A 25,079-nucleotide genomic window follows, 5' to 3' on the forward strand; every position below is an offset into this window, starting at 1 on the left:
CGAAGAAAGTTCGCCACGCCATGAGCATTCCTGTCGAGAGCGTTCTGTCCACCGCCGGCACCGGCCCGTTCCAACGTCGGCTGCTCGGAATCTTTGGCCTCGTCTGGGCGGCTGATGCCATGCAGGTGCTGGCGGTCGGTTTCACCGCCGCCTCCATCGCTGCGACCTTCGGGCTCAGCGTGCCACAGGCCCTGCAGACCGGAACGCTGTTCTTCCTCGGCATGTTGATCGGCGCCGCGTTGTTTGGGCGCCTCGCCGATCGCTACGGCCGCCGTCGCGTGCTCCTGATCACGGTTGCCTGCGATGCGGTATTCGGGCTGCTCTCGGTCTTCGCCCCGTCCTTCGCAGCCCTTCTCGCGCTACGCTTCCTGACCGGCATCGCAGTCGGCGGCACGTTGCCCGTCGATTACGCGATGATGGCGGAATTCCTGCCGCCGAAGAACCGCGGGCGTTGGCTGGTCATGCTGGAGGGTTTCTGGGCGGTCGGCACGATCGCAGTCGCCCTGGCCGCCTGGGCCGCAAGCATCGCCGGGATCGCTGACGCGTGGCGCTGGATTTTTGCTGCGACGGCGCTGCCCGCGCTGATCGGCATCTGGCTGCGCTTCTGGGTGCCGGAATCACCCCTGTACCTGCTGAAGGAAGGGCGAGCGGACGATGCCAAGCGCGTGCTCAACCAGATGCTGCGCACCAACGGGAAAGCGGAACTCTCGTCCGCTTCGGCGATCACCCTGCCGCCGGCCGCGACGTCTTCCGGATTGCTCGCGCCCGATCTGCGCCGGCGCACCCTGCTGATCCTCGGAATCTGGTTCCTTGTCTCGGTGTCCTATTACGGCGTCTTCACCTGGATGCCGGCCAAGCTCGCCGGCGAGGGGTTCGGCTTCGTCCGTGGCTATGGCTTCCTCGTCATCGTCGCGCTGGCCCAGCTGCCTGGCTATGCGCTGGCCGCCTATGGCGTCGAGACATGGGGCCGGCGACCGACCCTGATCGGCTTCCTGCTGCTCAGCGCGGCAGGCTGCGCCCTGTTTGTCGGCGCTGGCAGCGCAACAGTGATCGGCGCGTCGATCCTGCTGATGAGCTTTGCGCTGCTCGGCACCTGGGGTGCACTCTACGCCTTTACGCCCGAGCTCTATCCGACGGAACTCCGCGGCACGGGCATGGGGGTTGCCGGCGCCATGGCGCGGCTCGGCGGCCTGCTCGCGCCATCGGCGGTGGCGCTCGTGATTGCGCAGAGTTTTGCCACTGCGATCGCCCTGTTCGCAGCCCTGCTGCTGGTTGCAGCGGTTGCAGCCTTCCTGATCGACGCCGAGACGCGTCAGGCCGTTCTGGCGTAGTCGGACCGGCTGGGCTCGCGTCATCCCGGGCGCACGAAGCCAGCCCCGGGATGACCTTAGCGAGGGAGAGCGGAACCTGAGCTCCGCTCAGGAATCCATCTTCAGCGCAGCGATGAAGGCTTCCTGCGGGATCTCGACCTTGCCGAACTGCCGCATCTTCTTCTTGCCTTCCTTCTGCTTCTCCAGAAGCTTGCGCTTGCGGGTGGCGTCGCCGCCATAGCACTTGGCGGTCACGTCCTTGCGCAGCGCCCGGATGGTCTCGCGAGCAATGATCTTGCCGCCGATCGCGGCCTGGACCGGAATCTGGAACATGTGCGGCGGGATCAGCTCCTTGAGCTTCTCGCACATGGCGCGACCGCGAGCCTCGGCGCGGGTCCGGTGGACCAGCATCGAGAGCGCGTCGACCGGCTCGGCATTGACCAGGATCGACATGCGCACGAGGTCGCCCTCGCGATAGTCGGTGATGGCGTAGTCGAAGGAGGCGTAGCCCTTCGAGATCGACTTCAAACGGTCGTAGAAATCGAACACCACCTCGTTCAGCGGCAGGTCATAGACGACCTTGGCCCGCGAGCCGACATAGCTCAGGTCGATCTGCAGGCCGCGCCGATCCTGGCAGAGCTTCAGCACCGAGCCGAGATATTCGTCCGGCGTGAAGATGGTAGCGCGGATCCAGGGTTCCTCGATCGCCTCGATCTTCATCACATCCGGCATGTCCGCCGGATTGTGGAGCTCGAGCGTCGTCCCGTCCCGCAGCCTGAGATGATAGACCACGGACGGCGCGGTCGAGATCAGGTTGAGGTTGAACTCGCGCTCGAGCCGCTCCTGGATGATCTCGAGATGCAGCAGTCCGAGGAAGCCGCAGCGGAAGCCGAAGCCGAGCGCTGCCGAGGTCTCCATCTCGTAGGAGAACGAGGCGTCGTTCAGGCGCAGCTTCGACATCGCCGAGCGGAGCACCTCGAAATCGGCCGCATCGACCGGGAAAATGCCGCAGAACACCACCGGCTGCACCGGCTTGAAGCCCGGCAGCGGCTCGGCGACCGGCTTGCGGTCGTCGGTGATGGTGTCGCCGACGGCGGTATCGGCGACTTCCTTGATCGAGGCGGTGAAGAATCCGACCTCGCCGGGGCCGAGTTCCTTCACTTCCAGCATCTTCGGCTTGAACACGCCGACACGGTCGACGCCATAGGCGGCATTGGCCCGCATCATGCGGATGGTCATGCCCTTCTTGAGCACGCCGTCGATGATGCGCACGAGCACGACGACGCCGAGATAGGCATCGTACCAGGAATCGACCAGAAGTGCCTTCAGCGGCGCTTCGAGATCGCCCTTCGGCGCCGGCAGTTTCTGGACGATCGCTTCCAGCACGCCTTCGATGTTGAGACCGGTCTTGGCCGAGATCGGCACGGCTTCCGAGGCATCAAGGCCGATCACATCCTCGATCTGCTGCTTGATGCGCTCGGGCTCGGCTGCCGGCAGGTCGATCTTGTTGAGGACCGTGACGATCTCGTGGCCCGCATCAAGCGCCTGATAGACGTTGGCGAGTGTCTGCGCCTCGACGCCCTGAGAGGCGTCGACAACCAGCAGCGAGCCTTCGCAGGCGGCCAGCGAGCGCGAGACCTCATAGGCGAAGTCGACGTGGCCGGGCGTGTCCATCAGGTTGAGGATGTAATCCTTGCCGTCCTGGGCGCGATAATCGAGCCGGACGGTCTGCGCCTTGATGGTGATGCCGCGCTCCTTCTCGATATCCATCGAGTCGAGGATCTGCTCGCTCATGTCGCGGGCCGCGACCGTGCCGGTCTGCTGGATCAGCCGGTCGGCAAGGGTCGACTTGCCGTGGTCGATATGGGCCACAATCGAGAAATTGCGGATGTTGTCGAAACTGCGCGTGCTCATGGGCGCGCAATAGCAGTGAAGCTGCACGGGGCCAAGGGTTTGTGGCAGGCGCCTTGCTTCTCTGCAGCATGGCAGGCGCTTGACATTCCAGTATATTAGATTTTCTCTACTAAAATGGAGAATCCTCCCGAGAGAGACATCGACAGGCGCCTCGCGACGCGCCTGAAGTCAGCGCGCCAACGGCGCGATCTGACGCTCGACGTGCTTGCCGAGCGCACCGGCGTCAGCCGCGCGATGATCTCGCGAATCGAGCGGGGCGAATCGAGCCCGACCGCGGCGTTGCTCGATCGACTGACCGCTGGACTCGGCGTGACCTTGTCGTCGCTGTTCCACGAGGAGCGCCATGCCGGCCCGGTCGCGCGCCTGGCCGACCAGCCGGTCTGGCTCGACCCTGGCAGCGGCTATGTGCGGCGCAACGTCTCGCCGCCAGGCATCGGCTCACCGGTCGAGATCGTCGACGTGACGCTGCCCCCCGGAGCGCGCGTCCTGCTCGACGGACCGCGCATGCTGCACCGCCTCGACCAGCAGGTCTGGCTGCTCGCCGGAGAGATCGAGCTCAGCTTTGGCGGCGCCAGCCATCGACTGCGGAGCGGCGACTGCATCCACATGCTGCTCGATGGGCCGATCACCTATCACAATCCCGGCCCGGAGCCGGCCCGTTATGCCGTCGTGCTGATGACGGCAGACGGCCTATCCCAGGAAAGACCACGATGACGACGCAGCTCGTTGATACGGCTTCGATCACGCGTCTCGATGCCGCTGGTGCGCGCAACGCCATCCCTGCGCTTACCGGTATCCTTCGGGATTCCGTTGCGAACGGCGCCTCTGTCGGCTTCATGGCGGAGAATACCGAGGCCGATTTCAAGGCCTATTGGACAGGTGTCGTAGCCGGCGTCGAAGCAGGACAGATACTGCTTCTGGTCGCGCGGCAGGGCGACGAGATCGTCGGCACCGCGCAGCTCCACCCCGCCGGCAAGCCGAACCAGCCGCACCGCGCCGATATTGCCAAGGTGCTGGTGCATTCCTCCGCGCGCCGGCAGGGTATCGGCGAAGCGCTGATGCTGGCAGCGGAGGCCGAGGCGTTGGCGGCCGGACGGACGCTGCTCTGCCTCGACACGGACGAGGCCGGCCCGGCGCGGCGGCTCTATAACCGGCTGGGCTGGACCGAGATCGGCACCATCCCGCGCTATGCGCTGATGCCCGATGGCAGCGATTGCGGCTCGACCTTCTTCTTCAAGTCACTCGCCTAATCCAGCGGATTGGGGCTGACCGGCAGATCGGGCTTGGCCGGCTTGTCGGAGAGTGAGGAAATGATGCGGCGCATGCCGGCGAGCAGCTGCTCCGCCTCCTCCTCCGGGAAGCCGGCCAGCGCCCGCCGGTTGACCTGCCGCGCCTCCGCAAGCGCAGTATGCTCCAGTTCCCGGGCCCGCCCTGTCAGATGAATGATACGGGCGCGGGCATCGGCAGCGTCGGGCCTGCGCTCGATCAGACCGTCGCGCTCCATGCGCGCAAGCGTGCTGGCCATCGTCGCCTGTTCGACATCGAGCCGTTCGACCAGGTGTTTCTGCGTGACACCGTCTTCACGCCAGAGTTCGAGCAGGACCATGAACTGCGCTGGCGCAAGCCCCAGCGGTCGGATGGATTCAGCCAGGGCCTTGGCGAAAAGCCGCGCCATGTGGTTGGCGAGATAGCCGGCCGAATGAGTCTTGAAGGTCGTCACGATCGCATCCCCCCGCCGGGTCGGGATACCAGTTGAACAGCATGCTATGCAATGATATATAGCATACTATTCAAAATCGGGAGGTGACGATGCCCCAAGGGACCGACCTCATTCTGCAATCCACGCTCGCCCGGAGCATGGGACCGATCACATTGGCACTGGCGGCGCTGTTCAGTGGCGCAGCGATCTACATCCTCGCGGCCGAGCAGCCGGCGCGGCTGTCGCTCGACGACGGGGCGCTTCTGCGGCAATGGCAAGCCGCCATCGGCCCGGCGACGCGGATGCAGGCGACGCTGGTCGTCATCACGACGCTCTGCGCCGGTCTCTCCTGGCGCTCCACCCGTAACCCCGCCTGGCTGGTCGGCATGTTTGCGATCCTGGCCAATCTGCCGTTCACGCTACTGGTCATCGCACCGATCAACACGGAACTGCAGGCCATGGCCGCGGCGCAAGCCAGCGCCGCGAGCCGCCATCTGATTCAGCGCTGGGGTGAGCTTCACGCTGTCCGCGCCGGGCTCGGGCTATTCGCCGTCCTCAGCTTCAGCTGGGCGCTGTCGCGGCGTCCGTGACGCCCTGAACCTTACTCCGCCTTGCGATAGTAAGGCTCGACCGGCCCCTTGAGCGTGATCGTCATCGGCCGGCCAAAGCGGTCCTTGGCGGCGCCGGCCGCCACCTTGATCCATCCCTCGCTGACGCAATACTCCTCGACATTGGTCTTCTCGGTGCCCTTGAAGCGGATGCCGATATCCTTCGCCAGGACCTCGGCGTCGTAAAAGGGGCTGTCCGGGTTGACGGAGAGACGGTCGGGGAGCGTGTCGGTCATGTCTTTGGCCTTGTGGTCTGGAGCGCACCTGGGTCGCTTTGGCGGCAGAGGTAACGCCAGAATGCGTCGATGCCAAATCGGGATGCTTGAGCGGCCTCCCGGCCACTGCGAAATTCGGGGCCGGCGACGTCATGGAGCGCGGGCTGGCGGTCCACCTGATCGAGCGACAGAGCAGTCTCGGTCCGGGGCAACGCGAAGCGAGCGACTTTCACGCCAGCGAGCAGGTCATGACTCGCTGGCTGGAATCGGTCAGCGGCCGCCGGCCTTCTCGATCAACGCCGCGACGGCCCGCTGCCCGCGCTGGCGGGCATGGGCCAGCGGCGAGACACCATCCTTGTCGGCCAGACTCGGATCGGCGCCGGCCTCGAGCACAAGCTTTGCAACCTCCTGATGCCGTGGCCCGCCATCGCCCAGGATGACGATCTCGAGCAGGCAGGTCCAACCGAGATCATTGACGTGGTCCAGGTCGATGCCGCTACCCAGGAGCAGCTTGACCGTCTCGACATGGGCGCGCTCGCAGGCCGGGATCAGGGCATTGCCGCCATAGCGGTTGCGGATCGTCAGGTCGGGCTTCAGCGGGATCATCGCAGCGACGATCTCGGCACGCCCGGCGGCACCGGCGAGCAACCAGGGCGTGTCGCGATTGGCGGCCTGCGCATTGATGTTGGCGCCCGCCGCGAGCAGCGCCTTGGCGATCGCGACATGATTGCCGGCCACGGCGAGCAACAACGGCGAGCGCCCCTGCGCATCGCGAGCCTCGAGATCGGCTCCGGCCGCGATCAGCCGGGAGACCTCGGCAGTCCTGCCGGTGGCGGCCGCATCGAGGAGGCTCGCCTGTCCGTTCTGCCCCATCGCCGCCATCGCAAAAACTCCCAGCACCAGAATCAGTCCGGCTCGCAAGATGCGCTTCACCGCGCACCATCCAGGAGCCGCCCGACGACCTTGGCGGTATAGTCCACCATCGGCACGATGCGGGCATAGTTCAGCCGCGTCGGGCCGATGATGCCGACGACGCCGACGATACGCTGTTCGGCATCATGGAAGGGGGCCGCGATCATCGAGGAACCGGACATCGAGAACAGCTTGTTCTCGGAGCCGATGAAGATGCGCACGCCGTCGCCGGCCTCGGCACGGGACAGGAGGTCGATCACGTCGGTCTGCGTCTCCAGATCCCCGAAGAGCAGGCGGATACGCTCGAGATCCTCCTGTGCCTTGAGATCCTCCAGCAGATTGGCCTGGCCGCGCACGATCAGATGGCGATCGCTGCTTGGACCTGACGAGGTGGCGATGCCGCTTTCGACAAGCTTCGCCGTCAGCGCATCGAGTTCGCGCTCCATGGTGGCGCGATCGTCGGCGATCTCGCGCTGCAGTTCGCTCAGGGTCTTGCCGAGGACACGGGCATTGAGAAAATTCGCAGCCTCCGTCAGGGCCGAGGCGGGCAGACCCGGCGGAAGGGCGAGCAACCGATTCTCGACCGTACCGTCCTCCGCCACGAGCACCACAAGCGCGCGCACCGGCTCCAGCCGGACAAATTCGATATGCTTCAGCCGGGAATTGGCCTTGGTGGTGACCACAACGCCGGCACCACGCGACAGCCCAGACAGCAGTGCAGACGCCTCGGTCAGCGCGCCGTCCAGCGTCCGGGTCGAGGCCGCTGCCCGCATCTGCGCCTCGATGCGGGCGCGCTCGTCGGAGGTCAGGTTGCCGACTTCCATCATGGCGTCGACGAAGAAACGCAATCCGCGCTCCGTCGGCAACCGACCGGCCGAGGTATGCGGGGCGTAGATCAGCCCGGCCATTTCGAGGTCGGTCATGACATTGCGCACAGTTGCCGGCGACAGGGCCACCGGCAGCAGCCGCGCGATATTGCGCGAGCCGACGGGCTCGCCCGTCGCGAGATAGCCATCGACGATCTGCCGGAAAATCTCACGGGAGCGTTGGTCGGTCTCGACCAGCCCGCCAGGGCTGTCCTGCCGCGTGGGCGCGCTCATGGCGAGGCGAGTATCTGGTTGCACATAGGCTATTGTCCCTTCGGCGCGGCGGCGGATCAAGAGGCAAGCGCTGGCTGCTTGCCTTGCCGCGCCCGGCCCAAACGCCTACAAGCCGCCGAACTCACGAAATCGGGATGTGAACATGCGACCCTCCAAACGCGCGGCCGACGAGATGCGCAAGGTCACGCTGGAACGCGGCGTGGTGCGCTATGCGGAAGGTTCCTGCATGGTCAGCTTCGGCGAGACCAAGGTGCTCTGCGCCGCGACGGTCGAGGAAAAGGGTCCACCATGGCTGCGTGGCACCGGCAAGGGCTGGGTCACGGCCGAGTACTCGATGCTGCCGCGTGCCACGCATGAACGTACACGCCGCGAGGTCACCTCCGGCAAGCCATCCGGCCGCACGCAGGAAATCCAGCGCCTGGTCGGGCGCTCGCTTCGCGCGGTCGTCGACCTGACCGCCATTGGCGAGCGCCAGATCGTGGTCGATTGCGACGTCCTCCAGGCCGATGGCGGCACGCGCACGGCCTCGATCACCGGCGCCTGGGTCGCGCTGCACGACGCGCTGAAATGGATGGAGGGGCGCGGCATGCTCAAGGCATCGAACCCGCTCAAGGATCATGTCGCCGCGATTTCCTGCGGCATCGTCGCCGGCAACCCGGTCATCGATCTCGACTATGTCGAGGATTCCGGCGCGCAGACCGACGCGAACTTCGTCATCACCGGAACAGGCGGCCTGGTCGAAGTGCAAGGCACTGCCGAAGGCGCTCCCTTCTCGGAGGATGAGCTGATGGCCCTGCTCCGCCTCGCCAAGGGCGGTGTCAGCAAGCTGGTCGCGCTGCAAAAGGCGGCGGTGGCCTGACCATGAGCGGACATCGGCTTCTCCAAGGCAAAGTCGTGATTGCGACCCATAATCAGGGCAAGCTGCGCGAAATGCGCGAGCTGATGGCGCCCTATGGCGTCGATCTGGTCTCGGCCGGCGAGCTCGGCCTGCCCGAGCCGGAGGAGAATGGCCACATGTTCTCGGAGAATGCCGCGATCAAGGCGGTGGCCTCCGCGCAAGCGAGCGGCCTGCCGGCGATTGCCGATGATTCCGGCCTGTGCATCGATGCGCTCGACGGCGCCCCTGGCCTGTTCTCCGCCAACTGGGCCGGGCCGGGCAAGAACTTTGTCCCGGCGCTCGCCCGCGTGCAGGCCGAGCTCGCCAAGCGCGGCGCAACGACCTCCGACAAGCGTCGGGGCCATTTCGTCTCCGCGCTGGTCATCGCTTGGCCGGACGGACACCAGGAGCTCTTCGAAGGCCGCGTCTACGGCGAGATCATCCATGAGCCGCGCGGCCCTTCAGGCTTCGGCTATGATCCGATTTTCAAGCCGGACGGCCGCGCCAAGACCTTTGGCGAAATGTCTTCCGATGAAAAGCACGGCGTGCCGGATGATGGTTCGGAGGCGCTGTCGCATCGCGCCCGCGCCTTCCAGCTTCTCGCCGCAGCCTGCTTGAGGCTGCCCCAGTGAACGCGCCGGCCGCCATCGCCGAGCGCCAGGCGGTCCCGCCGCATCCGACCGCGGATGCCGGTTTCGCGGTCTATGTGCATTGGCCATTCTGCCTGGCCAAATGCCCCTATTGCGACTTCAACTCGCATGTGCGGCACACGCCGCCCGACCAGCAGCGCTTCATCGAAGCCTTCAGGCGCGAAATCGCGCACCGCGCCCAGCTGGCGCCCGGACGCACCGTCTCCTCGATCTTCTTCGGCGGTGGCACGCCCTCGCTGATGGAGGGCCGCACGGTCGGCGCAATCCTCGACGCGATCGGCGGCGCCTGGGCGGTCGACCCGAATTGCGAGGTCTCGCTGGAAGCAAACCCGACCAGCGTCGAGGCAGGACGCTTCCAGGATTTCCGCGCCGCCGGCGTCAACCGCGTCTCGCTCGGTGTGCAGGCGTTGAACGACGCCGACCTCAAGGCGCTGGGCCGGATGCACTCGACACAGGAAGCGCTCGATGCGGTGGCGATCGCGCGGCGCTATTTCGAGCGCTATTCCTTCGACCTGATCTACGCCCGCTCCGTCGAGCAGACCCCCGCGCTCTGGCGCGAGGAACTCGAACTCGCGATCGGCCATGCTGCCGAGCATCTCTCGCTCTACCAGCTCACCATCGAGCCCGACACCGCCTTCGCGGCCCTGTACAAGGCTGGCAAGTTGAAGGTGCCGGATTATGAGGTCGGCGCCGCACTCTACGAAACGACGCAGGAGATCACGGCAAAGCACGGCCTGCCGGTCTACGAGATCTCGAACCATGCCAGGCCGGGCGCCGAATGCCGGCACAATCTCGTTTACTGGCGCTATGGCGAATATGCCGGCATTGGCCCCGGTGCGCATGGAAGGCTGGTCACGGCGGACGGCCGGATGGCGCAATCGACCGAGAAGCGGCCGGAAGTCTGGCTTGAGCGCGTCGAGGCCGAAGGGCATGCGCTGGTCGAGAACGAGTGCCTGAACGCCGAGGCGCAAGGCGACGAATATCTGCTGATGGGCCTGCGACTGGTCGAGGGCATCGATCCGGTCACGTTCAGGGCGCTTTCAGGGCGCGAGCTGAAGTCTTCCCGCGTCGACAGCTTGATGAAGGAGGGGCTGTTGACGCGCAAACCCGGCGGCAAGCTCGCCGCGACACCGGACGGGGCCCTGGTCCTGGACGCGTTGGTGGCGGATCTGGCGGCCTAGACCTGCCGCCCCCATGCCCGGCCTCGCGCCGGGCATCATTCTGTTTCTGGAACCGAGGATCTGCGCGTCGCAGCGCCCGGAAACCGCGCGCGGGGGCCCTGTTACGTCCTCGGCCCAAGGTCTCGCGGCGCGGCATTGACCGTCACGATCTGGCCGTTGCGCAGTTCGAGAACCGCAAGCCCGCGCTCAATCTGCCCATCCGGGCGGAAACGGAAGACGCCGTCCGCACCGGCAAAGCCCTGCGGGTTGGTCAGAACCGACTCGGAGAAACGCTGGCTTCCCTGCGTCCGCGCCAACGCCGCTGCCAGCGAGACCGCATCATAGGCCAGAGTCGCGGTGCGGGTCGGCGCGCCGTTGAAGCGCTGCTGATAACGGCCCGCAAAGGCATTGAAACCGGCTGTGTCGGGCGATGCGAACCAGCCTCCCTGGATCGCCGGAACGCGCGCGACGCTGGCATCGTTCCAGACACCGGTGCCGAGAGGCTTCACCTTGGCCGGATCGAACCCGGCTTGCTGAAGTGCCAGTCCCAGCGCCGGCATGGTGTCGGCTGCGGCCGGGACGAAGAGCGCGTCCGCCTGCTGCAAGGCCGGCACGAGGCGCTGGACAGCGGTGCGCATGCTGTTCTGGTCGGAGCCGAAACGCTCGATGATGACCGCCCGCGCCCCGCGATTGGCGACGGCCTGCTGGAACGCGGCCTCGACGACCCGGCCATAGGCGGTATCCGGAACCAGCGCGGCAAAGGACTTGCGCCCCTGCGAAGAGGCGTAGGCGATCACGCGATTGACGTCGTTCTCGGGCGGGAAGGAGAGCAGATAGACGCCGCGCGAAGCGACATTGCTATCGCTGGAGAAAGCCATGATCGGGCGGTTGGCGCCGCGCGCCACTTGAGCGGCAGCCTGCACCGAGGGTGCAAAGAGCGGCCCGATGATCAGTTCAGCACCTTCACGCAGCGCTTCCTGGGCCGCGGCCTGAGCGCCTTCCGGCGACCCGCGATCATCCTTGACCAGCAGCGTGAGGTCGGCGCCCGGGAATTCGGCGAGCGCCATCTCGGCAGCGTTCTTCAGGGAGTTGCCGACGACCGCGCCCTGCCCTTCCGCAGTCAGGGGAAGCACGAGGCCGACCTTGACCTGGCCGGTACCGATGGTCTGGCCGGTGGGCGCCTGAGCCTCGCCGCCCGGGGCCGCGGAACCGCCGTCAAAACCTGGCAGACCGGACGTGCCGCCGCTGCAGGCCGCGAGCCCAAGCGAAACACCGAGGGCCAGAGCCGCCAGACGGAACCTCGAGACCGGAAGGGGGAGCCGTTGGAGCAGCACGGGATCATCTCCAGTCGAGAACGGGGAACGCGGTCATTGCGACCGTATCCAGCTTGCAGTCCCCCGACCGTGGAGAACTCCTGCCAGTGCGACATGGTATTTTCAAGTTGTTAACTCTGTCTTGCCGCATTTGAAACGAGGCGCAGCTGCATGCGGCCGTGGCATAAGGACCGCGGCTGTGGCAGCTTGCGGACATGTCCGCTCCGTCCTCCGCCCCGCCTGCCTCTGCCCCGCGTGCATCGCAGCGCGCCCCCAGCTACACGGCCTTCGGGCTCCGCGCCGAAGCGGAGACGCTGGCGCCCGGCCTGCACATCGTCGCAACCCCGATCGGCAATCTGCGCGACATCTCGTTTCGCGCCCTGGCGACGCTTGCCGCCGCCGATGCCGTGCTCGCCGAGGACACGCGCACCAGCAAGACGCTGCTGGCACATTACGGAATCTCGACACCGCTCCTGCCCTATCACGAGCACAATGCCGCGCAGATGCGGCCGAAGATCCTGGCCAAGCTGCGGGAGGGCGGGCGGCTTGCCCTGATCTCCGACGCGGGCACGCCGCTGGTGTCGGACCCCGGCTACAAGCTGGTCGCCGATGTCGTCGCCGAAGGCCTGCCGGTCACCGGCATTCCGGGCCCCTCGGCCGTTCTGGCGGCGCTGGTGCTTGCCGGCCTGCCGACAGACCGGTTCTTCTTCGAAGGTTTCCTGCCGCCGAAATCGGCCGCGCGGCGCGGGCGGCTGACCGAGCTGGCGGTCATTCCAGGCACCCTCGTCTTCTTCGAATCACCGCGCCGCCTCGCCGAGATGCTCGCCGATGCCGGCGCAGTGCTGGGCGCAAGGCCGGCAGCGGTCGCCCGCGAACTGACCAAGTACCACGAAACCGTACAACGCGGGACGCTTGCTGAACTCGCCGCCCATTATGGCGAGGAGGAAGAAGCACGCGGCGAGATCGTCGTGATCATCGGTCCACCCGGAGCCGAGGCTCTGCTTCCAGCGGGAGATGTCATCGATGAGCGCCTGCGCGAGGCCATGGCGCGGCTCTCGCTCAAGGAGGCGGTCGCGCAGGTCGCCGCCGAGACGGGGCAGCCGCGCCGCAAGATTTATGCGCGCGCCCTCGAACTGACCCGCGAGCCTTGAGAGCCAGGGCTCGCAGCCAGAAGGCCAGACGAGCCGGAACGACCGGCCAGCGCGGCGAGTTGCTGGCGATCCTCTGGCTTGCCGCGAAGGGTTACCGGCCCCTCGCCCGGCGCTTCGGCGGCAAGGGCGGCGAGATCGACCTCATCGTGAAGCGCGGACGCACCATCGCCTTCGTCGAGGTCAAGGCCCGGGGCCTGCTCGACGATGCGCTGACCGCGATCACTCCGGAGAAACGCCGGCTGATCGAGGCCCGCATCCGGCAATGGCTCTCGCGCAATGCCTGGGCGATGGACCATCATTTGCGAGCCGATGCCGTCTTCGTCGCGCCCTGGCGTCGGCCGCGCCATGTGCCCGGCGCCTTCGAGCTGATCCTGTGACGCGCAGCCTGCCCCTTGCACAGGCATGGGGCCTGGGCCGATATGAGGCCGCGCAACAGGAACCTTGCCCATGACCCTTGCCGTCGCCATCCAGATGGACCCCATCGAACGCGTCAGGATCGCCGGCGATACCGGCTTCGCCCTGATGCTGGAGGCGCAGCGGCGCGGACACAGCCTCTACACCTACACGCCCGACAAGCTCTCTCTGCGGGACGGCAAGGTCACCGCGCCGATCCGGCCGGTCGAGGTCCGCGATATCGATGGCGATCATTTCACCCTCGGCGCCGAGGAGCGCACCGATCTCTCGACGCTCGATGTCGTGCTGCTCCGGCAGGATCCGCCCTTCGACATGGCCTATATCACCTCCACGCACATGCTGGAGCGCATCCATCCGAAGACACTGGTCGTCAACGATCCCGCGCAAGTGCGCAACGCGCCCGAGAAAATCCTGGTCACACATTTCCCCGAACTGATGCCGCCGACCCTGATCACCCGCGACAGGGCCGAGATCGAGGCCTTTCGCGAGGAGTTCGGCGAGATCGTGATGAAGCCGCTTTACGGCCATGGCGGCGCGACGGTGTTCAAGACCGGGAAGGGCGACCCCAATTTCGGCTCGCTGTTCGATCTCTTCTCCGGGATCTTCAAGGAGGCCTGGGTGGTCCAGCGCTTCATGAAGGAGGTCAGCGCCGGCGACAAACGCATCCTGCTGGTGGACGGCAAGGCGGCAGGCGCGGTCAACCGGGTGCCGGCCGACGGTGACCTGCGCGCCAACATGGTGCGCGGCGGCGCCGCCGCACCGACCGACCTCTCCAAGCGCGAGCTCGAGATCTGCGAGGCGATTGGCCCGACGCTGCGCGAGCGAGGCCTGATCCTGGTGGGCATCGACGTGATCGGCGGCAATCTCACCGAGATCAACGTCACGGCGCCGACGGGCGTGCGCGCCGTCAAGAAGCTGGGCGGGCCGGATATCGCCGCCCAGGTCTGGGACGCGATCGAGGCGAAGGTGAGCAGCCGAGGCTAGGGCCCCCACCGCACCGTCAGGCTCCGGCCTGTCCCGGCCGACAGCGCAGCATCGGGGCTGAAGGCTCAGGCGCACCTGGCGACCGCCGTCCCGTTCAACGGATTGGCGGCATCCCAGTCGTAGCGCATCGTATCGAAGCGCATCGTCATCGCGTCGACGAGCAGGAGCTTGCCGACCAGCGGCTCCCCGAAGCCGGTGATTGCGCGAATCACCTCCAGCGCCATCAGCGAGCCCATCACGCCGGCGAGCGCGCCAAGCACACCGGCTTCGGCACAGGGTGCGACCGTGCCAGGCGGCGGCGGATTGGGAAAGAGGCAGCGATAAGTCGGGTTCGGCCGCCCGTCCGGCCGCTTCTCATGCGGGCGCAGCGTGGTCAGCGACCCATCGAAGCGGCCAAGGGCCGCGGTGACCAGCGGCTTCTTCTCGTAGAAGCAGGCATCGGCGACGGCGTAACGCGTCTCGAAATTGTCGGTGCCGTCGGCGATCACGTCGTAGAAGGCAACCATGGCGCGGGCGTTGTGCGGGTCGATGCGGGTGACATGCTCCTCGACCGCGACATGCGGGTTGAGCCGCTTGATGAAGCCGGCAGCCGCAACCGCCTTGTTCGCGCCGAGGTCGGCAGTGCTGAAGATGGTCTGGCGCTGCAGGTTGGAAAGCGAGACATGATCGGCGTCGACGATACCGATCATGCCGACACCCGCGGCGGCAAGATACTGGATCAGCGGCGCGCCAAGCCCGCCCGCGCCGATCACGAGTACGCTGGTGGATTTGAGTTTGGCCTGCCCCGGACCGCCGATCTCCGGCAGCACCAGATGGCGCGCATAGCGTTCGATCTCGTCACCGTGCAGGCTCATGCATCAGAGTTAAGCCGAACCGCTGGATTGGGCAATCGTGGCGTTGGCGGGGCCAAGGGAAATGGCCTGCAGCCCGGCTTGGCCGGGCGAGGAAGCCGTGCCATCGTGCGCACAGGCAGGGGCGGAGAAACCGCGCCGCGCGTTCACAGGGGAAGCACATATGCGGGTCAGATCTCTTGCGCTGGCGCTAGCGGGCGTCGCCTTTTCGGCTCTCGCCGCCATGGCGCAAACCGCAATCAAGCCGGCGGTCGTTTATGACAAGGGCGGCAAATTCGACAAATCCTTCAACGAAGCCGCCTTCATCGGCGCCGAGAAATTCAAGAAGGAAACCGGTGTCGAGTTCCGCGATTTCGAGCCGACCAACGAGGCGCAGATCGAGCAGGCCCTGCGGCGCTTCGCACGCGACGGCCATTCCCCGATCATCGCGGTCGGCTTCAGCCAGGCGACCGCCCTGCAAAAGGTGGCAGCCGAATTCCCCGACCTGAAATTCACGATCATCGACATGGTTGTCGACCTGCCGAACGTACAGTCGGTCGTGTTCAAGGAGCATGAGGGCTCCTATCTCGTCGGCCTGCTCGCCGGGATGGCATCCAAGAGCGGCAAGGTCGGGTTCGTCGGCGGCATGGATATCCCGCTGATCCGGAAATTCGCCTGCGGCTATGTCCAGGGCGTCAAGGCGGCGAAGAAGGATGGCGAGGTCTTCCAGAACATGACGGGCTCGACGCCCTCCGCCTGGAACGACCCGGTGAAGGGCGGCGAGCTTGCCAAGTCGCAGATCGACCGCGGCGCCGACGTGATCTACCACGCAGCCGGCGGCACCGGCATCGGCGTGCTGCGCGCGGCGGCGGATGCCGGCAAGCTCGGCATCGGCGTCGATTCCAACCAGAACGCCCTGCAGCCGGGCAAGGTGCTGACCTCGATGCTGAAGCGCGTCGATGTCGCGACCTACGCCTCCTTCAAGGCGGCCCGCGAAGGCAGCTGGAAGCCGGGCATCTCCGTGCTCGGGCTGAAGGAGGACGGCGTCGCCTGGGCGCTCGACGATGCCAACCGGGCCTTGATCACGCCCGAGATGAAAGCCGCCGCCGACAAGGCGCGCGATGACATCATCGCCGGCACGGTGAAGGTGCACGACTATATGTCGGACTCTAAGTGCACGATGTGAGGAACGGGCGCATGCCGCCCTCTCCTTCTCGGGGAGGGCGGCGCTTCGGGGCCGCATCCGGATGAAGATCACCATTCTTGGCTCCGGCGACGCCTTCGGATCGGGCGGGCGTTTCAACACCTGCCTGCTCGTCGAGGCCGTCGGCGAGCGCATGTTGCTCGACTGCGGCTCGTCGAGCATGGTCGCGCTGAACAAGGCGGACGTCGCCCGCAATCCGATCTCGAGCCTGCTGTTCACGCATTTCCACGGCGACCATTTCGGCGCGCTGCCGGCCTTTCTGCTCGATGCGCAATTCGTCTCGCGCCGGAACGAGCCCCTGACCATCGCAGGGCCGGCCGGAATCGAACACCGAGCGTGGCATGCGCTGGAGGCCGATTTCCCCGGCGCCTCGGCCAATCCCTGGCGCTTCCCGATCCGTTTCGTCGAGGTGACGCCGGAAGCACCGGCGATGTTGGCCGGGCTCGCGATCACCGCCTTCCCGATGGTGCATGACGAGCGCGCCGGCCCTTGCCAGGGCTATCGACTGGCACGCGACGGCAAGGTCTTTGCCTTTTCCGGCGATACGGCCTGGAGCGATGAGCTGATCTCCTTGGCCGCCGGAGCCGATGTGCTGCTTGTCGAGTGCTACAATTACGACCGGCCGCTGGCCAACCATCTCGACTACAAGACACTCGCGGCACGGCGCGGCGATCTCGCGACCCCGCGCATCGTGCTGACCCATATGGGGCCGGGCATGCTCGCCCATGACGGCCCGTTGCCGGAAGAGCGGGCCCATGACGGCATGGTGATCGTGCCATGAGCGTTCCCGCCATCGAACTGATCGCGATCAGCAAGCGCTTCGGCCCGGTCCTGGCCAACAAGGACGTCTCGCTTTCCATCGCCGCCGGCTCAATCCACGGCATCGTCGGCGAAAACGGAGCCGGCAAATCGACGCTGATGTCGATCCTCTACGGTTTCTATGAGGCCGATTCCGGCGAGATCAGGGTCGCAGGCCAGCCCTTGCGTATTCGCAGACCGGCGGACGCGATCACGGCCGGCATCGGCATGGTCCATCAGCATTTCATGCTGGTCGAACCACTCAGCGTCGTCGAGAACGTCGTGCTCGGCGCGGAGGGCGGCAAGCTGCTCAAGGGCGGCATCGCCAGGGCACGGGCCGAGCTTGCGCGCCTCTCCCGGGATTATGGCCTCGCCATCGACCCGGACGCCATCGTCGGCGATCTCTCCGTCGGCTTTCAGCAGCGCGTCGAAATCCTGAAGGCGCTCTATCGCGGCGCCGAGATCCTGATCCTCGACGAACCCACCGCCGTGCTGACCCCATCGGAAGCCGACCAGCTCTTTGCGCTGCTGCGATCACTGAAGGCGCAGGGCAAGACGGTGATCCTGATCACCCACAAACTGCGCGAGGTCATGGATGTGACCGACACCGTCTCGGTGATGCGTCGGGGTGAGATGATCGCGCATGTCGAAACCGCCCGGACCTCGCCTCCCGAGCTTGCCGAAGCGATGGTCGGACGGCGCGTGCTGCTGCGGGTGGAGAAGACGGAGCATCCGCGCGGGGCCCCCGTTCTGGAGGCTGCCGGCCTCGGTTTCTATGACGAGCGTGGTTGCGAGAAGCTCAGCGATGTCAGCCTGACGCTGCATGCCGGCGAGATCGTCGGCATCGCCGGCGTCGCCGGCAATGGCCAGAGCGAATTGCTCGAGGTGCTTGCCGGCCTGCTCCAGCCCTCGCGCGGCGTCATCCGGCTCGACGGCGAGATCCTCAACGCCGGCGACCGCACGCCCGCCAATCTGCGCGAACTCGGGGTGATGCATATTCCCGAGGACCGCCACAGGATGGGACTGGTCACCGCCTTTCCCGCGGCCGAGAACAGCATCCTCGGCTACCAGGACGACCCGGCCTTCGGACCAGGCCCCTTCCTCTCGCCGACCAGGATTGCAGCGCACGCGTTTGCCGGCATGACGGCCTATGATGTGCGCCCGGCAGACCCGTCCCTGAAGGCCGCGAAATTCTCGGGCGGCAATCAGCAGAAGATCGTGCTGGCCCGCGAGATCGAGCGCGCACCAAAGGTCCTGCTCGTCGGCCAGCCGACACGCGGCGTCGATATCGGTGCGATCGAGTTCATCCATCGCCGCCTGATTGCGCTGCGCGATGCCGGAGTGGCGATCCTGCTTGTTTCGGTCGAGCTCGAGGAGGTGATGGCGTTGTCCGACAGGATCCTGGCCATGTGCGGCGGCCGGGTCACCGGCGAGCGAGCGGCCGAGGCCACCAATGAGCGCGATCTCGGCCTGCTGATGGCCGGTGTGAACCAGGAAGCCGCATGAGCGCCACGCCGATCGACCTGCCCCGCTGGGCCGATGCCGGGCTGGTTCCGCTGGTCAGCGTCACTGCGGCGCTCCTTGTCGCCGGACTGGTGGTGCTCGGCATCGGCGAGAGCCCCTTGGAAGCCACGGCCCTGCTTCTCAAGGGTGCCCTCGGCAGCATCGAGGGCTTGGGTTTCACGCTCTACTACACCACGAATTTCATCTTCACGGGCCTCGCCGTCGCCGTCGCCTTCCATGCCGGGCTGTTCAACATCGGCGGCGAGGGCCAGGCGACCGTCGCCGGCATCTTCCTCGCGCTGGCTTGCCTCTGGCTCGCGCCGCTGCCCGGCATCCTGCTCGTGCCGCTCGCCATCCTGGCGGGAGCGGCAGGAGGCGCGCTCTATGGTTTCATCCCCGGCTGGCTGCAGGCGACGCGCGGCAGCCACGTCGTCATCACCACGATCATGTTCAATTTCCTGGCGGCGACGCTGAGCGTCTATCTGCTCGTCAACGTGATGGGGAAACCTGGTTCGATGCAGGCCGAAACCCCGGAATTCGCCGGGCACGCCGTGTTGACGCCGATGCACCAGTTGCTCGCGCCGCTCGGGATCAAGCTGCCGGCGACCCCGCTCAACACCGCTTTCCTGCTCGCGCTCGCCGCGCTCGTCGCAATCTGGGCACTGATCTATCGCTCGCGCCTCGGTTACGCGATCCGCACCGTGGGCGCCAATCCACGCGCTGCCGCCTATGCCGGCATTTCGCCCGCCCGGATGACCATGGTCGCGATGGCGCTCTCCGGCGCCCTGGCTGGCGGGCTCGCGGTCAACGAGGCGATGGGCGTGCAGCACCGCCTCCTGATCGATTTCACGGCCGGCTACGGTTTCGTCGGCATCGCCGTCGGGTTGATGGGGCGCGGCCACCCGATCGGCGTCGCGCTCTCAGCCTTCCTGTTCGGCGTGCTCTATCAGGGCGGAGCGGAACTCTCCTTCGACAAGCCGACCATTACGCGGGACATGGTCGTCGTGATCGGCGGCGTGGTCATTCTCTTTGCCGGGGCGCTCGACGGGCTCTTTCGCAAGCTCGTCGCCAACGCCCTCCGACTCGGCCGGGTGGCCTAGCCATGGACTGGCTCACGACCATCGCCGTCATCCTCGATTCCACGATCCGACTGTCGATTCCGCTGCTCTGCGCGGCACTCGCCGGGCTATGGTCCGAACGCTCCGGCGTCGTCGATATCGGGCTGGAAGGGAAGATGCTGGTCGCGGCCTTCGCTTCGGCCGTCGCAGCCTTCGTGACCGGCTCCGCCTGGGCGGGGCTCGGCGCCGGCATCCTGGCCTCGGTCCTGCTCTCGCTCGTCCACGGCTTCGCAGCGATCACCTGGCGCGGCAACCAGATCGTCTCCGGCGTCGCCATCAACATGCTGGCGGCGGGCGTCACCGTGGTGCTCGGCAATGCCTGGTATGGACAGGGAGGACGGACCCCGCCGCTCGAAGGGGCAGCGCGCTTCGGCGATCTCACCCTTCCCTTCGCCAGGGCCATGCGCGAACACGTCCCCGTCCTCGGCCTTCTCTACGACGAGGTTATTTCCGGCCATGGGGCACCGGTCTATCTCGCCATCCTCGCGGTTCCGATCACCGCCTTCGTGCTGAAGCGCACACGCTTCGGCCTGCGGCTGCGCGCCGTCGGCGAGAACCCGGCAGCCGTCGATACCGCCGGCATCTCGGTCGCCGGGCTGCGCTATGGCGCGGTGGTGATCTGCGGCGTGCTTTGTGGGCTGGGCGGCACCTATCTCGCCGTTTCGCAATCGGCCGGTTTCCTGCCGCAAATGACGGCGGGAAAGGGCTTCATCGCGCTCGCCGCCGTGATCTTTGCGAATTGGCGTCCCTGGCCGGCGCTGGGGGCCTGCCTGCTCTTCGGGCTGCTCGATGCCATCGCGATCCGGCTGCAGGGCGTGCTGCTTCCTGGTATCGGACAGGTTCCCGTCCAGGCGATCCAGGCCCTGCCCTATCTTCTCACCGTCATCCTGCTTGCTGGTTTCATCGGCAAGGCCGTGCCACCGAAGGCCTCCGGCCTGCCCTATGTGAAGGAGCGTTGATGAGCGAGTCTGCGCCCAATTTCGACGCCCTCTTCGCCACGGCCAGGCGCGCGCAGATCCGGGCCTATGCGCCCTATTCCGCATTCCGGGTCGGCGCCGCCATCCTCGATGACAACGGCGCGATCCATTCCGGCTGCAATGTCGAGAACGCCTCCTATCCCGTCGGGCTCTGCGCCGAGGCCGGCGCCATCTCCGCGATGATCGCGGCGGGCGGACGGGCGATCCATGCCGTTCTGGTCCTTGGCGACGGCGAGGAGCTGGTCACCCCGTGCGGTGCCTGCCGTCAGCGCATTCGCGAGTTCGCTGCCCCGGAAACACCCATCGCGATTGCGGGCCCCGATGGCGTGCGTGCCCGGTTTTCGCTCGCGGAGCTGTTGCCAGCCTCGTTCGGACCGGCCAATTTGCGCACCTGATTTGCGCAGGCCCGCGCGCATCCGTGCGCAGGCCGACCCCGATACCGAGGCATTGGAATGGCGGCTGACCCGAGTTTCGACAAGGCAGCGGCAACGCTGATCGACCGCGGCGTCGACGGTGGGATCGACTGCGCCTTCGTACTCGGCACCGGGCTCGGCCGCATCGTCGACGATGTGGTCGACCCGGTCGTCATTCCGTTCGCGGAGATCCCGGGATTCCCGCAGGGCCATGTCTCGGGCCATGCCCGCGCCGTCTGCTATGGCACGCTGCACGGCAAGCGCGTCCTGATCTTCCAGGGGCGGGCGCATTTCTACGAAACCGGAGATCCTGCGGTGATGCGCGTGCCGATCGGCATGCTGACAGCCTTCGGCTCGCCGCCACTGGTCCTGACCAATGCATCGGGCTCGCTGAAGCCGGACCTGCGGCCCGGCGGCCTCGCCCTGATTACCGACCACATCAATCTCAACGCGCCGAACCCGCTGATCGGCGATACCGGCGATGGGCGTTTCGTGCCGATGGTCGATGCCTATGATCCGCATCTGCGGGCACGCCTGAAGAAGGCGGCGGCCGCTTCAGGGGTCAATATGGGCGAAGGCGTCTATATGTGGTTCTCGGGGCCGAGCTTCGAGACGCCAGCCGAGATCAGGATGGCGAAGATGCTCGGCGCCGATCTCGTCGGCATGTCGACCGTGCCGGAGGTCATCATCGCGCGCCGGCATGGCGTTCGCGTCGCCGGTATCTCGGTGATCACCAATATGGGCGCGGGTATTCTTGGCGGCGCGCCGAGCCACGGGGAGACCCGTGACGTTGCGGCGGCCGCGTCGACGGGCCTGCGCCGCCTGTTCCGCTCTTTCCTGGCGGAGCTCTAGAGATGGCCGATCTTGAAGCCGCGGCCCGTGCACTGAGTCTCCTCGACCTGACCGATCTCTCGGACCAGGCGAGCGAGGCCGGCACCCTGCAACTTTGCGCGCGCGCCGTCGCTGCGCCTGGCCCCGTTGCCGCCGTCTGCATCTGGCCGCGCTTCGTCGAGATTGCGCGCAAGGCGCTGCGCCATTCGACCGTGAAGATCGCGACCGTGGTCAATTTCCCGGCCGGGGGCAGCAACTGCACGCTGGTTGCCGGAGATGTCGCGGAAGCACTGGGGGACGGCGCCGATGAGATCGACCTCGTCCTGCCCTGGCGCGCCTTCCTCGATGGCGACAGCGACATTGCCCGCGAGATGGTTGCGAGCGCCAAGGACCAGTGTGGCGACAGGCTGCTGAAGGTCATCCTTGAAACCGGCGAATACCCTGATCTCGACGCGGTGAAGCGAGCCTCAATGCTCGCGATTTCGGCCGGGGCCGACTTCATCAAGACCTCGACCGGCAAGACCGCCCATTCCGCCAGCCTGCCGGCGGTCGAGACCATGCTGGCCGTCATCAAGGCAGCCGGACGACCGGTCGGCATCAAGCCCTCAGGCGGCATCAAGACGCTTCCCGACGCAAACGCCTATCTTGCGCTGGCCGACAAGGCGATGGGACCAGATTGGGCGAAGCCCTCCACCTTCCGCATCGGCGCCAGCGGCCTGCACCAGGTCCTCGTCGACATCATCGAGGGCAAGACCGCCGGCGAACGGATCGACGGGGCCTATTGATGCGACTGCCTCAGGAGATCATTGCCGCCAAGCGCGATGGCGGCACGCTTCCCGGCGAGGATATCCGCCAGATCGTCGCCGGGCTGACCGACGGTTCCGTCAGCGAGGGCCAGGCCGCCGCATTTGCCATGGCCGTATTCTTCCGCGACATGAACGCCGAGGAACGCGTTGCCCTGACGCTCGCCATGCGCGATTCCGGCACGGTCCTGAACTGGGACGACCTGCCCGGCCCCGCACTCGACAAACACTCGACCGGCGGCGTCGGCGACACGGTCAGCCTGCCTCTGGCCGCGGTCGTCGCGGCCTGCGGTGGCTATGTGCCGATGATTTCGGGACGTGGCCTCGGCCATACCGGCGGCACGCTCGACAAGCTCGATGCCGTGCCGGGATATGTGACGCAACCGGATATCGCGCTGTTCCGCAAGGTGGTGCGCGAAACCGGCTGCGCCATCATCGGCCAGACCGCCGATCTCGCCCCCGCCGACAAGCGCCTCTATGCCATCCGCGACGTGACCGCGACGGTCGAGACGATCCCGCTGCTGGTGTCCTCGATCCTGTCGAAGAAGCTCGCCGCAGGCCTGCACGGCCTGGCCATGGACGTGAAATTCGGCTCCGGCGCCTTCCTGCCCGACTTCAACAAGGCGCATGACCTCGCAGAGGCGCTCGTCGGCGTCGCCAATGGCGCCGGCCTGCCGACAACCGCGCTGATGACCGACATGGCCGAGCCGCTCGCGTCGGCGGCCGGCAACACGCTCGAAGTCGCCTATGCTCTCGACCACCTGACGGGACGCCGGCGCGAACCGCGCTTCCACGAAGTGACCGTGGCACTGGCCGCCGAGATGCTGCTGCTCGGCAAGCTTGCGCATAACCTCGACGAAGCCCGGGCGAAGATCGAGGCAGCTTTCAGCAGCGGCGCCGCCGCGGAGCGCTTCGCCGAAATGGTCGTCGCGCTTGGTGGCCCGGCCGACCTGCTGGAGAAGCCGACAAAGCATCTCGCGCCCGCCGCGGTCATCCGGGCGGCCTATCCGGCCTCGAGCGGAGCCGTGCGCACCGTCGACACGCGCGGCGTCGGGCTTGCCGTGGTGGCGCTCGGCGGTGGGAGGACGCGGCCGCAGGACGCGATCGACCATGCTGTCGGCCTCGTCGAACTGGCAGGGCTTGGCCAGGATGTCGGGCCGGAACGGCCGCTCGCAATCATCCATGCCCGCGACGAGGCCAGCTTCACCGCGGCCGAGGCCCGGCTGCGGCGAGCCTATACACTCGGCGAGGACGCGGCCGGACACGGTCCGCTGATCGCGCAACGCATCACGGAGACTTCAGGATCATGAGTCTGCTTCTGGCAATGACCGGCTGGCATATCGAGGATTGGCGGGGGCGTTTTGCCGCCCTGCTGCCGGAACTCCCGGTCGTCACGCTCGGCGAGCCCTTCGACCGCCGCGCCGTGCATTACGTCGCGAGCTGGAAGCATCCCGAGGGAAGCCTCGCGGGCCTGCCCAATCTCGCAGCGATCTTCTCGCTCGGCGCCGGCGTTGACCACATCTTCGCCGATAGCCGCCTGCCGCCGGTGCCGATCGCCCGCGTGGTCGATCCTGATCTGACGACGCGCATGAGCGAATACATCGTACTGCACTGCCTGATGCATCTGCGCCAGCAGCGCCGCTATGACCGTCAGCAACTCGCCAAATCCTGGGAAGACGATCGCAACCAGCCGGCGGCCCGCTCGGTGCGTGTCGGCGTCATGGGGCTCGGCGAGCTTGGGCTCGACGCGGTGCGAAAACTGCAGGTCCTCGGCTTCGACGTCGCCGGCTGGAGCCGTTCGCCGAAGAGCGTCGACGGGCTTGTCACCTTCGCCGGGGAAGACGGCATGGCAGCGTTCCTCGCTCGCACCGACATCCTGGTCAGTCTGCTGCCGCTGACACCGGATACGCGCGGGGTCATCAATGCAAAGCTGCTCGGCGGTCTCGCGCAGGGCGGGCGGCTCGGCGGGCCATTCCTGATCAATGCCGGTCGCGGCGGCCTGCAGGTCGAGACCGATATCCTGTCCGCGCTCGAAACCGGCACACTGAGGGGGGCGATACTGGACGTGTTCCAGACTGAGCCATTGCCGGCCGATTCCCCGCTCTGGAGCCATCCGGCCGTGACCGTGACACCGCATAATGCCGCGATGTCAGACCCGGAGGCGATCGCGACCCTGATCGCGGCGCAAATCCGGCGGCTGCAGGCCGGCGAAGCGCTCGAGCATGTCGTCGATCCCGCCCGAGGTTACTGAGCGGCCTGCCGCTCCGTCACGCAAGCGTCACGGCACCGTCGTTG

General features: G+C 66.7%; 27 protein-coding genes. 20 read left to right on the forward strand and 7 right to left on the reverse strand.

All coding sequences use genetic code 11. From position 1 onward, the window contains the following. The first annotated feature begins 20 nt into the window (after positions 1 to 20). On the forward strand, positions 21 to 1,331 hold the full coding sequence (locus AB4118_RS14810) for an MFS transporter (protein WP_441490430.1): 1,311 nt from the start codon (positions 21 to 23) through the stop codon (positions 1,329 to 1,331). A gap of 87 nt (positions 1,332 to 1,418) precedes the next feature. Here AB4118_RS14810 and lepA read toward each other — a convergent pair whose 3' ends face one another. Beyond that, complete coding sequence (lepA, locus tag AB4118_RS14815) at positions 1,419 to 3,224, reverse strand: translation elongation factor 4 (protein ID WP_441490431.1); 1,806 nt, start codon at positions 3,222 to 3,224, stop codon at positions 1,419 to 1,421. A gap of 114 nt (positions 3,225 to 3,338) precedes the next feature. Between lepA and AB4118_RS14820 the strand changes: the two genes are divergently transcribed. Beyond that, positions 3,339 to 3,938: a helix-turn-helix domain-containing protein gene (locus AB4118_RS14820; RefSeq protein WP_441490432.1), complete on the forward strand. Its 600-nt coding sequence runs from the start codon at positions 3,339 to 3,341 to the stop codon at positions 3,936 to 3,938. Further along, positions 3,935 to 4,474: a GNAT family N-acetyltransferase gene (locus tag AB4118_RS14825; protein WP_441490433.1), complete on the forward strand. Its 540-nt coding sequence runs from the start codon at positions 3,935 to 3,937 to the stop codon at positions 4,472 to 4,474. The genes AB4118_RS14820 and AB4118_RS14825 overlap by 4 nt, the downstream gene beginning before the upstream one ends. Here AB4118_RS14825 and AB4118_RS14830 read toward each other — a convergent pair. Further along, on the reverse strand, positions 4,471 to 4,944 hold the full coding sequence (locus tag AB4118_RS14830) for a MarR family winged helix-turn-helix transcriptional regulator (protein ID WP_441490434.1): 474 nt from the start codon (positions 4,942 to 4,944) through the stop codon (positions 4,471 to 4,473). The two genes, AB4118_RS14825 and AB4118_RS14830, sit on opposite strands and share 4 nt — an antisense overlap. Positions 4,945 to 5,033: 89 nt before the next feature. On the opposite strand from AB4118_RS14830, the gene AB4118_RS14835 reads away from it, so the two are divergent. Further along, positions 5,034 to 5,513: an anthrone oxygenase family protein gene (locus AB4118_RS14835; RefSeq protein WP_441490435.1), complete on the forward strand. Its 480-nt coding sequence runs from the start codon at positions 5,034 to 5,036 to the stop codon at positions 5,511 to 5,513. Positions 5,514 to 5,524: 11 nt separating this feature from the next. Here the strand turns inward: AB4118_RS14835 and AB4118_RS14840 are convergent, their stop codons facing one another. The 3 genes from AB4118_RS14840 to hrcA all read right to left on the reverse strand — a co-directional run bounded on the left by AB4118_RS14840 (position 5,525) and on the right by hrcA (position 7,758). Then, positions 5,525 to 5,767 (reverse strand): DUF3297 family protein, encoded by a 243-nt coding sequence (locus AB4118_RS14840; protein WP_069877953.1) that lies wholly within the window; start codon positions 5,765 to 5,767, stop codon positions 5,525 to 5,527. 249 nt (positions 5,768 to 6,016) lie between these two features. Then, a complete protein-coding gene (locus tag AB4118_RS14845; protein WP_441490436.1) occupies positions 6,017 to 6,679 on the reverse strand; it encodes an ankyrin repeat domain-containing protein in 663 nt (220 codons plus the stop codon). Then, positions 6,676 to 7,758 carry a heat-inducible transcriptional repressor HrcA gene (gene hrcA / locus AB4118_RS14850; protein WP_441490437.1) on the reverse strand — a complete coding sequence of 361 codons (1,083 nt, stop codon included), beginning with the start codon at positions 7,756 to 7,758 and terminating at the stop codon, positions 6,676 to 6,678. Before hrcA ends, AB4118_RS14845 begins: the two co-directional genes overlap by 4 nt. A gap of 142 nt (positions 7,759 to 7,900) precedes the next feature. Between hrcA and rph the strand changes: the two genes are divergently transcribed. From rph to hemW, 3 genes are read left to right on the forward strand one after another with little or no spacing between them, the layout of a single operon-like run. Continuing rightward, positions 7,901 to 8,617: a ribonuclease PH gene (rph, locus tag AB4118_RS14855; protein WP_069877955.1), complete on the forward strand. Its 717-nt coding sequence runs from the start codon at positions 7,901 to 7,903 to the stop codon at positions 8,615 to 8,617. Between the two features lie 2 nt (positions 8,618 to 8,619). Beyond that, positions 8,620 to 9,267 (forward strand): RdgB/HAM1 family non-canonical purine NTP pyrophosphatase, encoded by a 648-nt coding sequence (gene rdgB / locus AB4118_RS14860; protein ID WP_441490438.1) that lies wholly within the window; start codon positions 8,620 to 8,622, stop codon positions 9,265 to 9,267. Further along, complete coding sequence (hemW, locus tag AB4118_RS14865) at positions 9,264 to 10,466, forward strand: radical SAM family heme chaperone HemW (protein WP_441490439.1); 1,203 nt, start codon at positions 9,264 to 9,266, stop codon at positions 10,464 to 10,466. The genes rdgB and hemW overlap by 4 nt, the downstream gene beginning before the upstream one ends. Before the next feature lie 101 nt (positions 10,467 to 10,567). Here the strand turns inward: hemW and AB4118_RS14870 are convergent, their stop codons facing one another. Then, a complete protein-coding gene (locus AB4118_RS14870; RefSeq protein WP_441490440.1) occupies positions 10,568 to 11,779 on the reverse strand; it encodes a penicillin-binding protein activator in 1,212 nt (403 codons plus the stop codon). A gap of 194 nt (positions 11,780 to 11,973) precedes the next feature. On the opposite strand from AB4118_RS14870, the gene rsmI reads away from it, so the two are divergent. The 3 genes from rsmI (at position 11,974) to gshB (ending at position 14,307) form a co-directional block, all read left to right on the forward strand. Then, positions 11,974 to 12,909, forward strand: coding sequence for a 16S rRNA (cytidine(1402)-2'-O)-methyltransferase (gene rsmI / locus AB4118_RS14875; RefSeq protein ID WP_441490441.1), 936 nt, complete (start codon positions 11,974 to 11,976; stop codon positions 12,907 to 12,909). Further along, complete coding sequence (locus AB4118_RS14880; RefSeq protein ID WP_069877958.1) at positions 12,906 to 13,286, forward strand: YraN family protein; 381 nt, start codon at positions 12,906 to 12,908, stop codon at positions 13,284 to 13,286. Before rsmI ends, AB4118_RS14880 begins: the two co-directional genes overlap by 4 nt. Positions 13,287 to 13,356: 70 nt before the next feature. After that, on the forward strand, positions 13,357 to 14,307 hold the full coding sequence (gshB, locus tag AB4118_RS14885) for a glutathione synthase (protein WP_441490442.1): 951 nt from the start codon (positions 13,357 to 13,359) through the stop codon (positions 14,305 to 14,307). Positions 14,308 to 14,372: 65 nt separating this feature from the next. Here gshB and AB4118_RS14890 read toward each other — a convergent pair whose 3' ends face one another. Then, positions 14,373 to 15,161 carry a HesA/MoeB/ThiF family protein gene (locus AB4118_RS14890; protein WP_441490443.1) on the reverse strand — a complete coding sequence of 263 codons (789 nt, stop codon included), beginning with the start codon at positions 15,159 to 15,161 and terminating at the stop codon, positions 14,373 to 14,375. Between the two features lie 160 nt (positions 15,162 to 15,321). Between AB4118_RS14890 and AB4118_RS14895 the strand changes: the two genes are divergently transcribed. The 10 genes from AB4118_RS14895 to AB4118_RS14940 all read left to right on the forward strand — a co-directional run bounded on the left by AB4118_RS14895 (position 15,322) and on the right by AB4118_RS14940 (position 25,035). After that, on the forward strand, positions 15,322 to 16,323 hold the full coding sequence (locus AB4118_RS14895; RefSeq protein WP_113518360.1) for a BMP family lipoprotein: 1,002 nt from the start codon (positions 15,322 to 15,324) through the stop codon (positions 16,321 to 16,323). A gap of 61 nt (positions 16,324 to 16,384) precedes the next feature. Beyond that, complete coding sequence (locus tag AB4118_RS14900; protein ID WP_441490444.1) at positions 16,385 to 17,122, forward strand: MBL fold metallo-hydrolase; 738 nt, start codon at positions 16,385 to 16,387, stop codon at positions 17,120 to 17,122. Beyond that, positions 17,119 to 18,645 carry an ABC transporter ATP-binding protein gene (locus AB4118_RS14905; RefSeq protein ID WP_441490445.1) on the forward strand — a complete coding sequence of 509 codons (1,527 nt, stop codon included), beginning with the start codon at positions 17,119 to 17,121 and terminating at the stop codon, positions 18,643 to 18,645. Before AB4118_RS14900 ends, AB4118_RS14905 begins: the two co-directional genes overlap by 4 nt. Further along, on the forward strand, positions 18,642 to 19,742 hold the full coding sequence (locus AB4118_RS14910) for an ABC transporter permease (protein ID WP_441490446.1): 1,101 nt from the start codon (positions 18,642 to 18,644) through the stop codon (positions 19,740 to 19,742). Before AB4118_RS14905 ends, AB4118_RS14910 begins: the two co-directional genes overlap by 4 nt. A gap of 2 nt (positions 19,743 to 19,744) precedes the next feature. Beyond that, entirely contained in the window at positions 19,745 to 20,719 is a 975-nt protein-coding gene (locus AB4118_RS14915) for an ABC transporter permease (RefSeq protein WP_441480867.1), read from the forward strand. Then, a complete protein-coding gene (locus AB4118_RS14920) occupies positions 20,719 to 21,132 on the forward strand; it encodes a cytidine deaminase (RefSeq protein ID WP_441490447.1) in 414 nt (137 codons plus the stop codon). Before AB4118_RS14915 ends, AB4118_RS14920 begins: the two co-directional genes overlap by 1 nt. 57 nt (positions 21,133 to 21,189) lie before the next feature. Further along, a complete protein-coding gene (locus tag AB4118_RS14925; RefSeq protein WP_441490448.1) occupies positions 21,190 to 22,002 on the forward strand; it encodes a purine-nucleoside phosphorylase in 813 nt (270 codons plus the stop codon). Positions 22,003 to 22,004: 2 nt separating this feature from the next. Further along, positions 22,005 to 22,766 carry a deoxyribose-phosphate aldolase gene (gene deoC / locus AB4118_RS14930; RefSeq protein WP_441490449.1) on the forward strand — a complete coding sequence of 254 codons (762 nt, stop codon included), beginning with the start codon at positions 22,005 to 22,007 and terminating at the stop codon, positions 22,764 to 22,766. Continuing rightward, positions 22,766 to 24,094: a thymidine phosphorylase gene (deoA, locus tag AB4118_RS14935; RefSeq protein ID WP_441490450.1), complete on the forward strand. Its 1,329-nt coding sequence runs from the start codon at positions 22,766 to 22,768 to the stop codon at positions 24,092 to 24,094. The genes deoC and deoA overlap by 1 nt, the downstream gene beginning before the upstream one ends. Continuing rightward, the gene (locus AB4118_RS14940; RefSeq protein WP_441490451.1) at positions 24,091 to 25,035 is read left to right on the forward strand and encodes a 2-hydroxyacid dehydrogenase; all 945 of its coding nucleotides are present in this window, start codon (positions 24,091 to 24,093) and stop codon (positions 25,033 to 25,035) included. Before deoA ends, AB4118_RS14940 begins: the two co-directional genes overlap by 4 nt. Positions 25,036 to 25,079: the final 44 nt, after the last annotated feature.

Source organism: Allobosea sp. 2RAB26 (genome assembly GCF_052115465.1).
Lineage (GTDB): Bacteria > Pseudomonadota > Alphaproteobacteria > Rhizobiales > Beijerinckiaceae > Allobosea.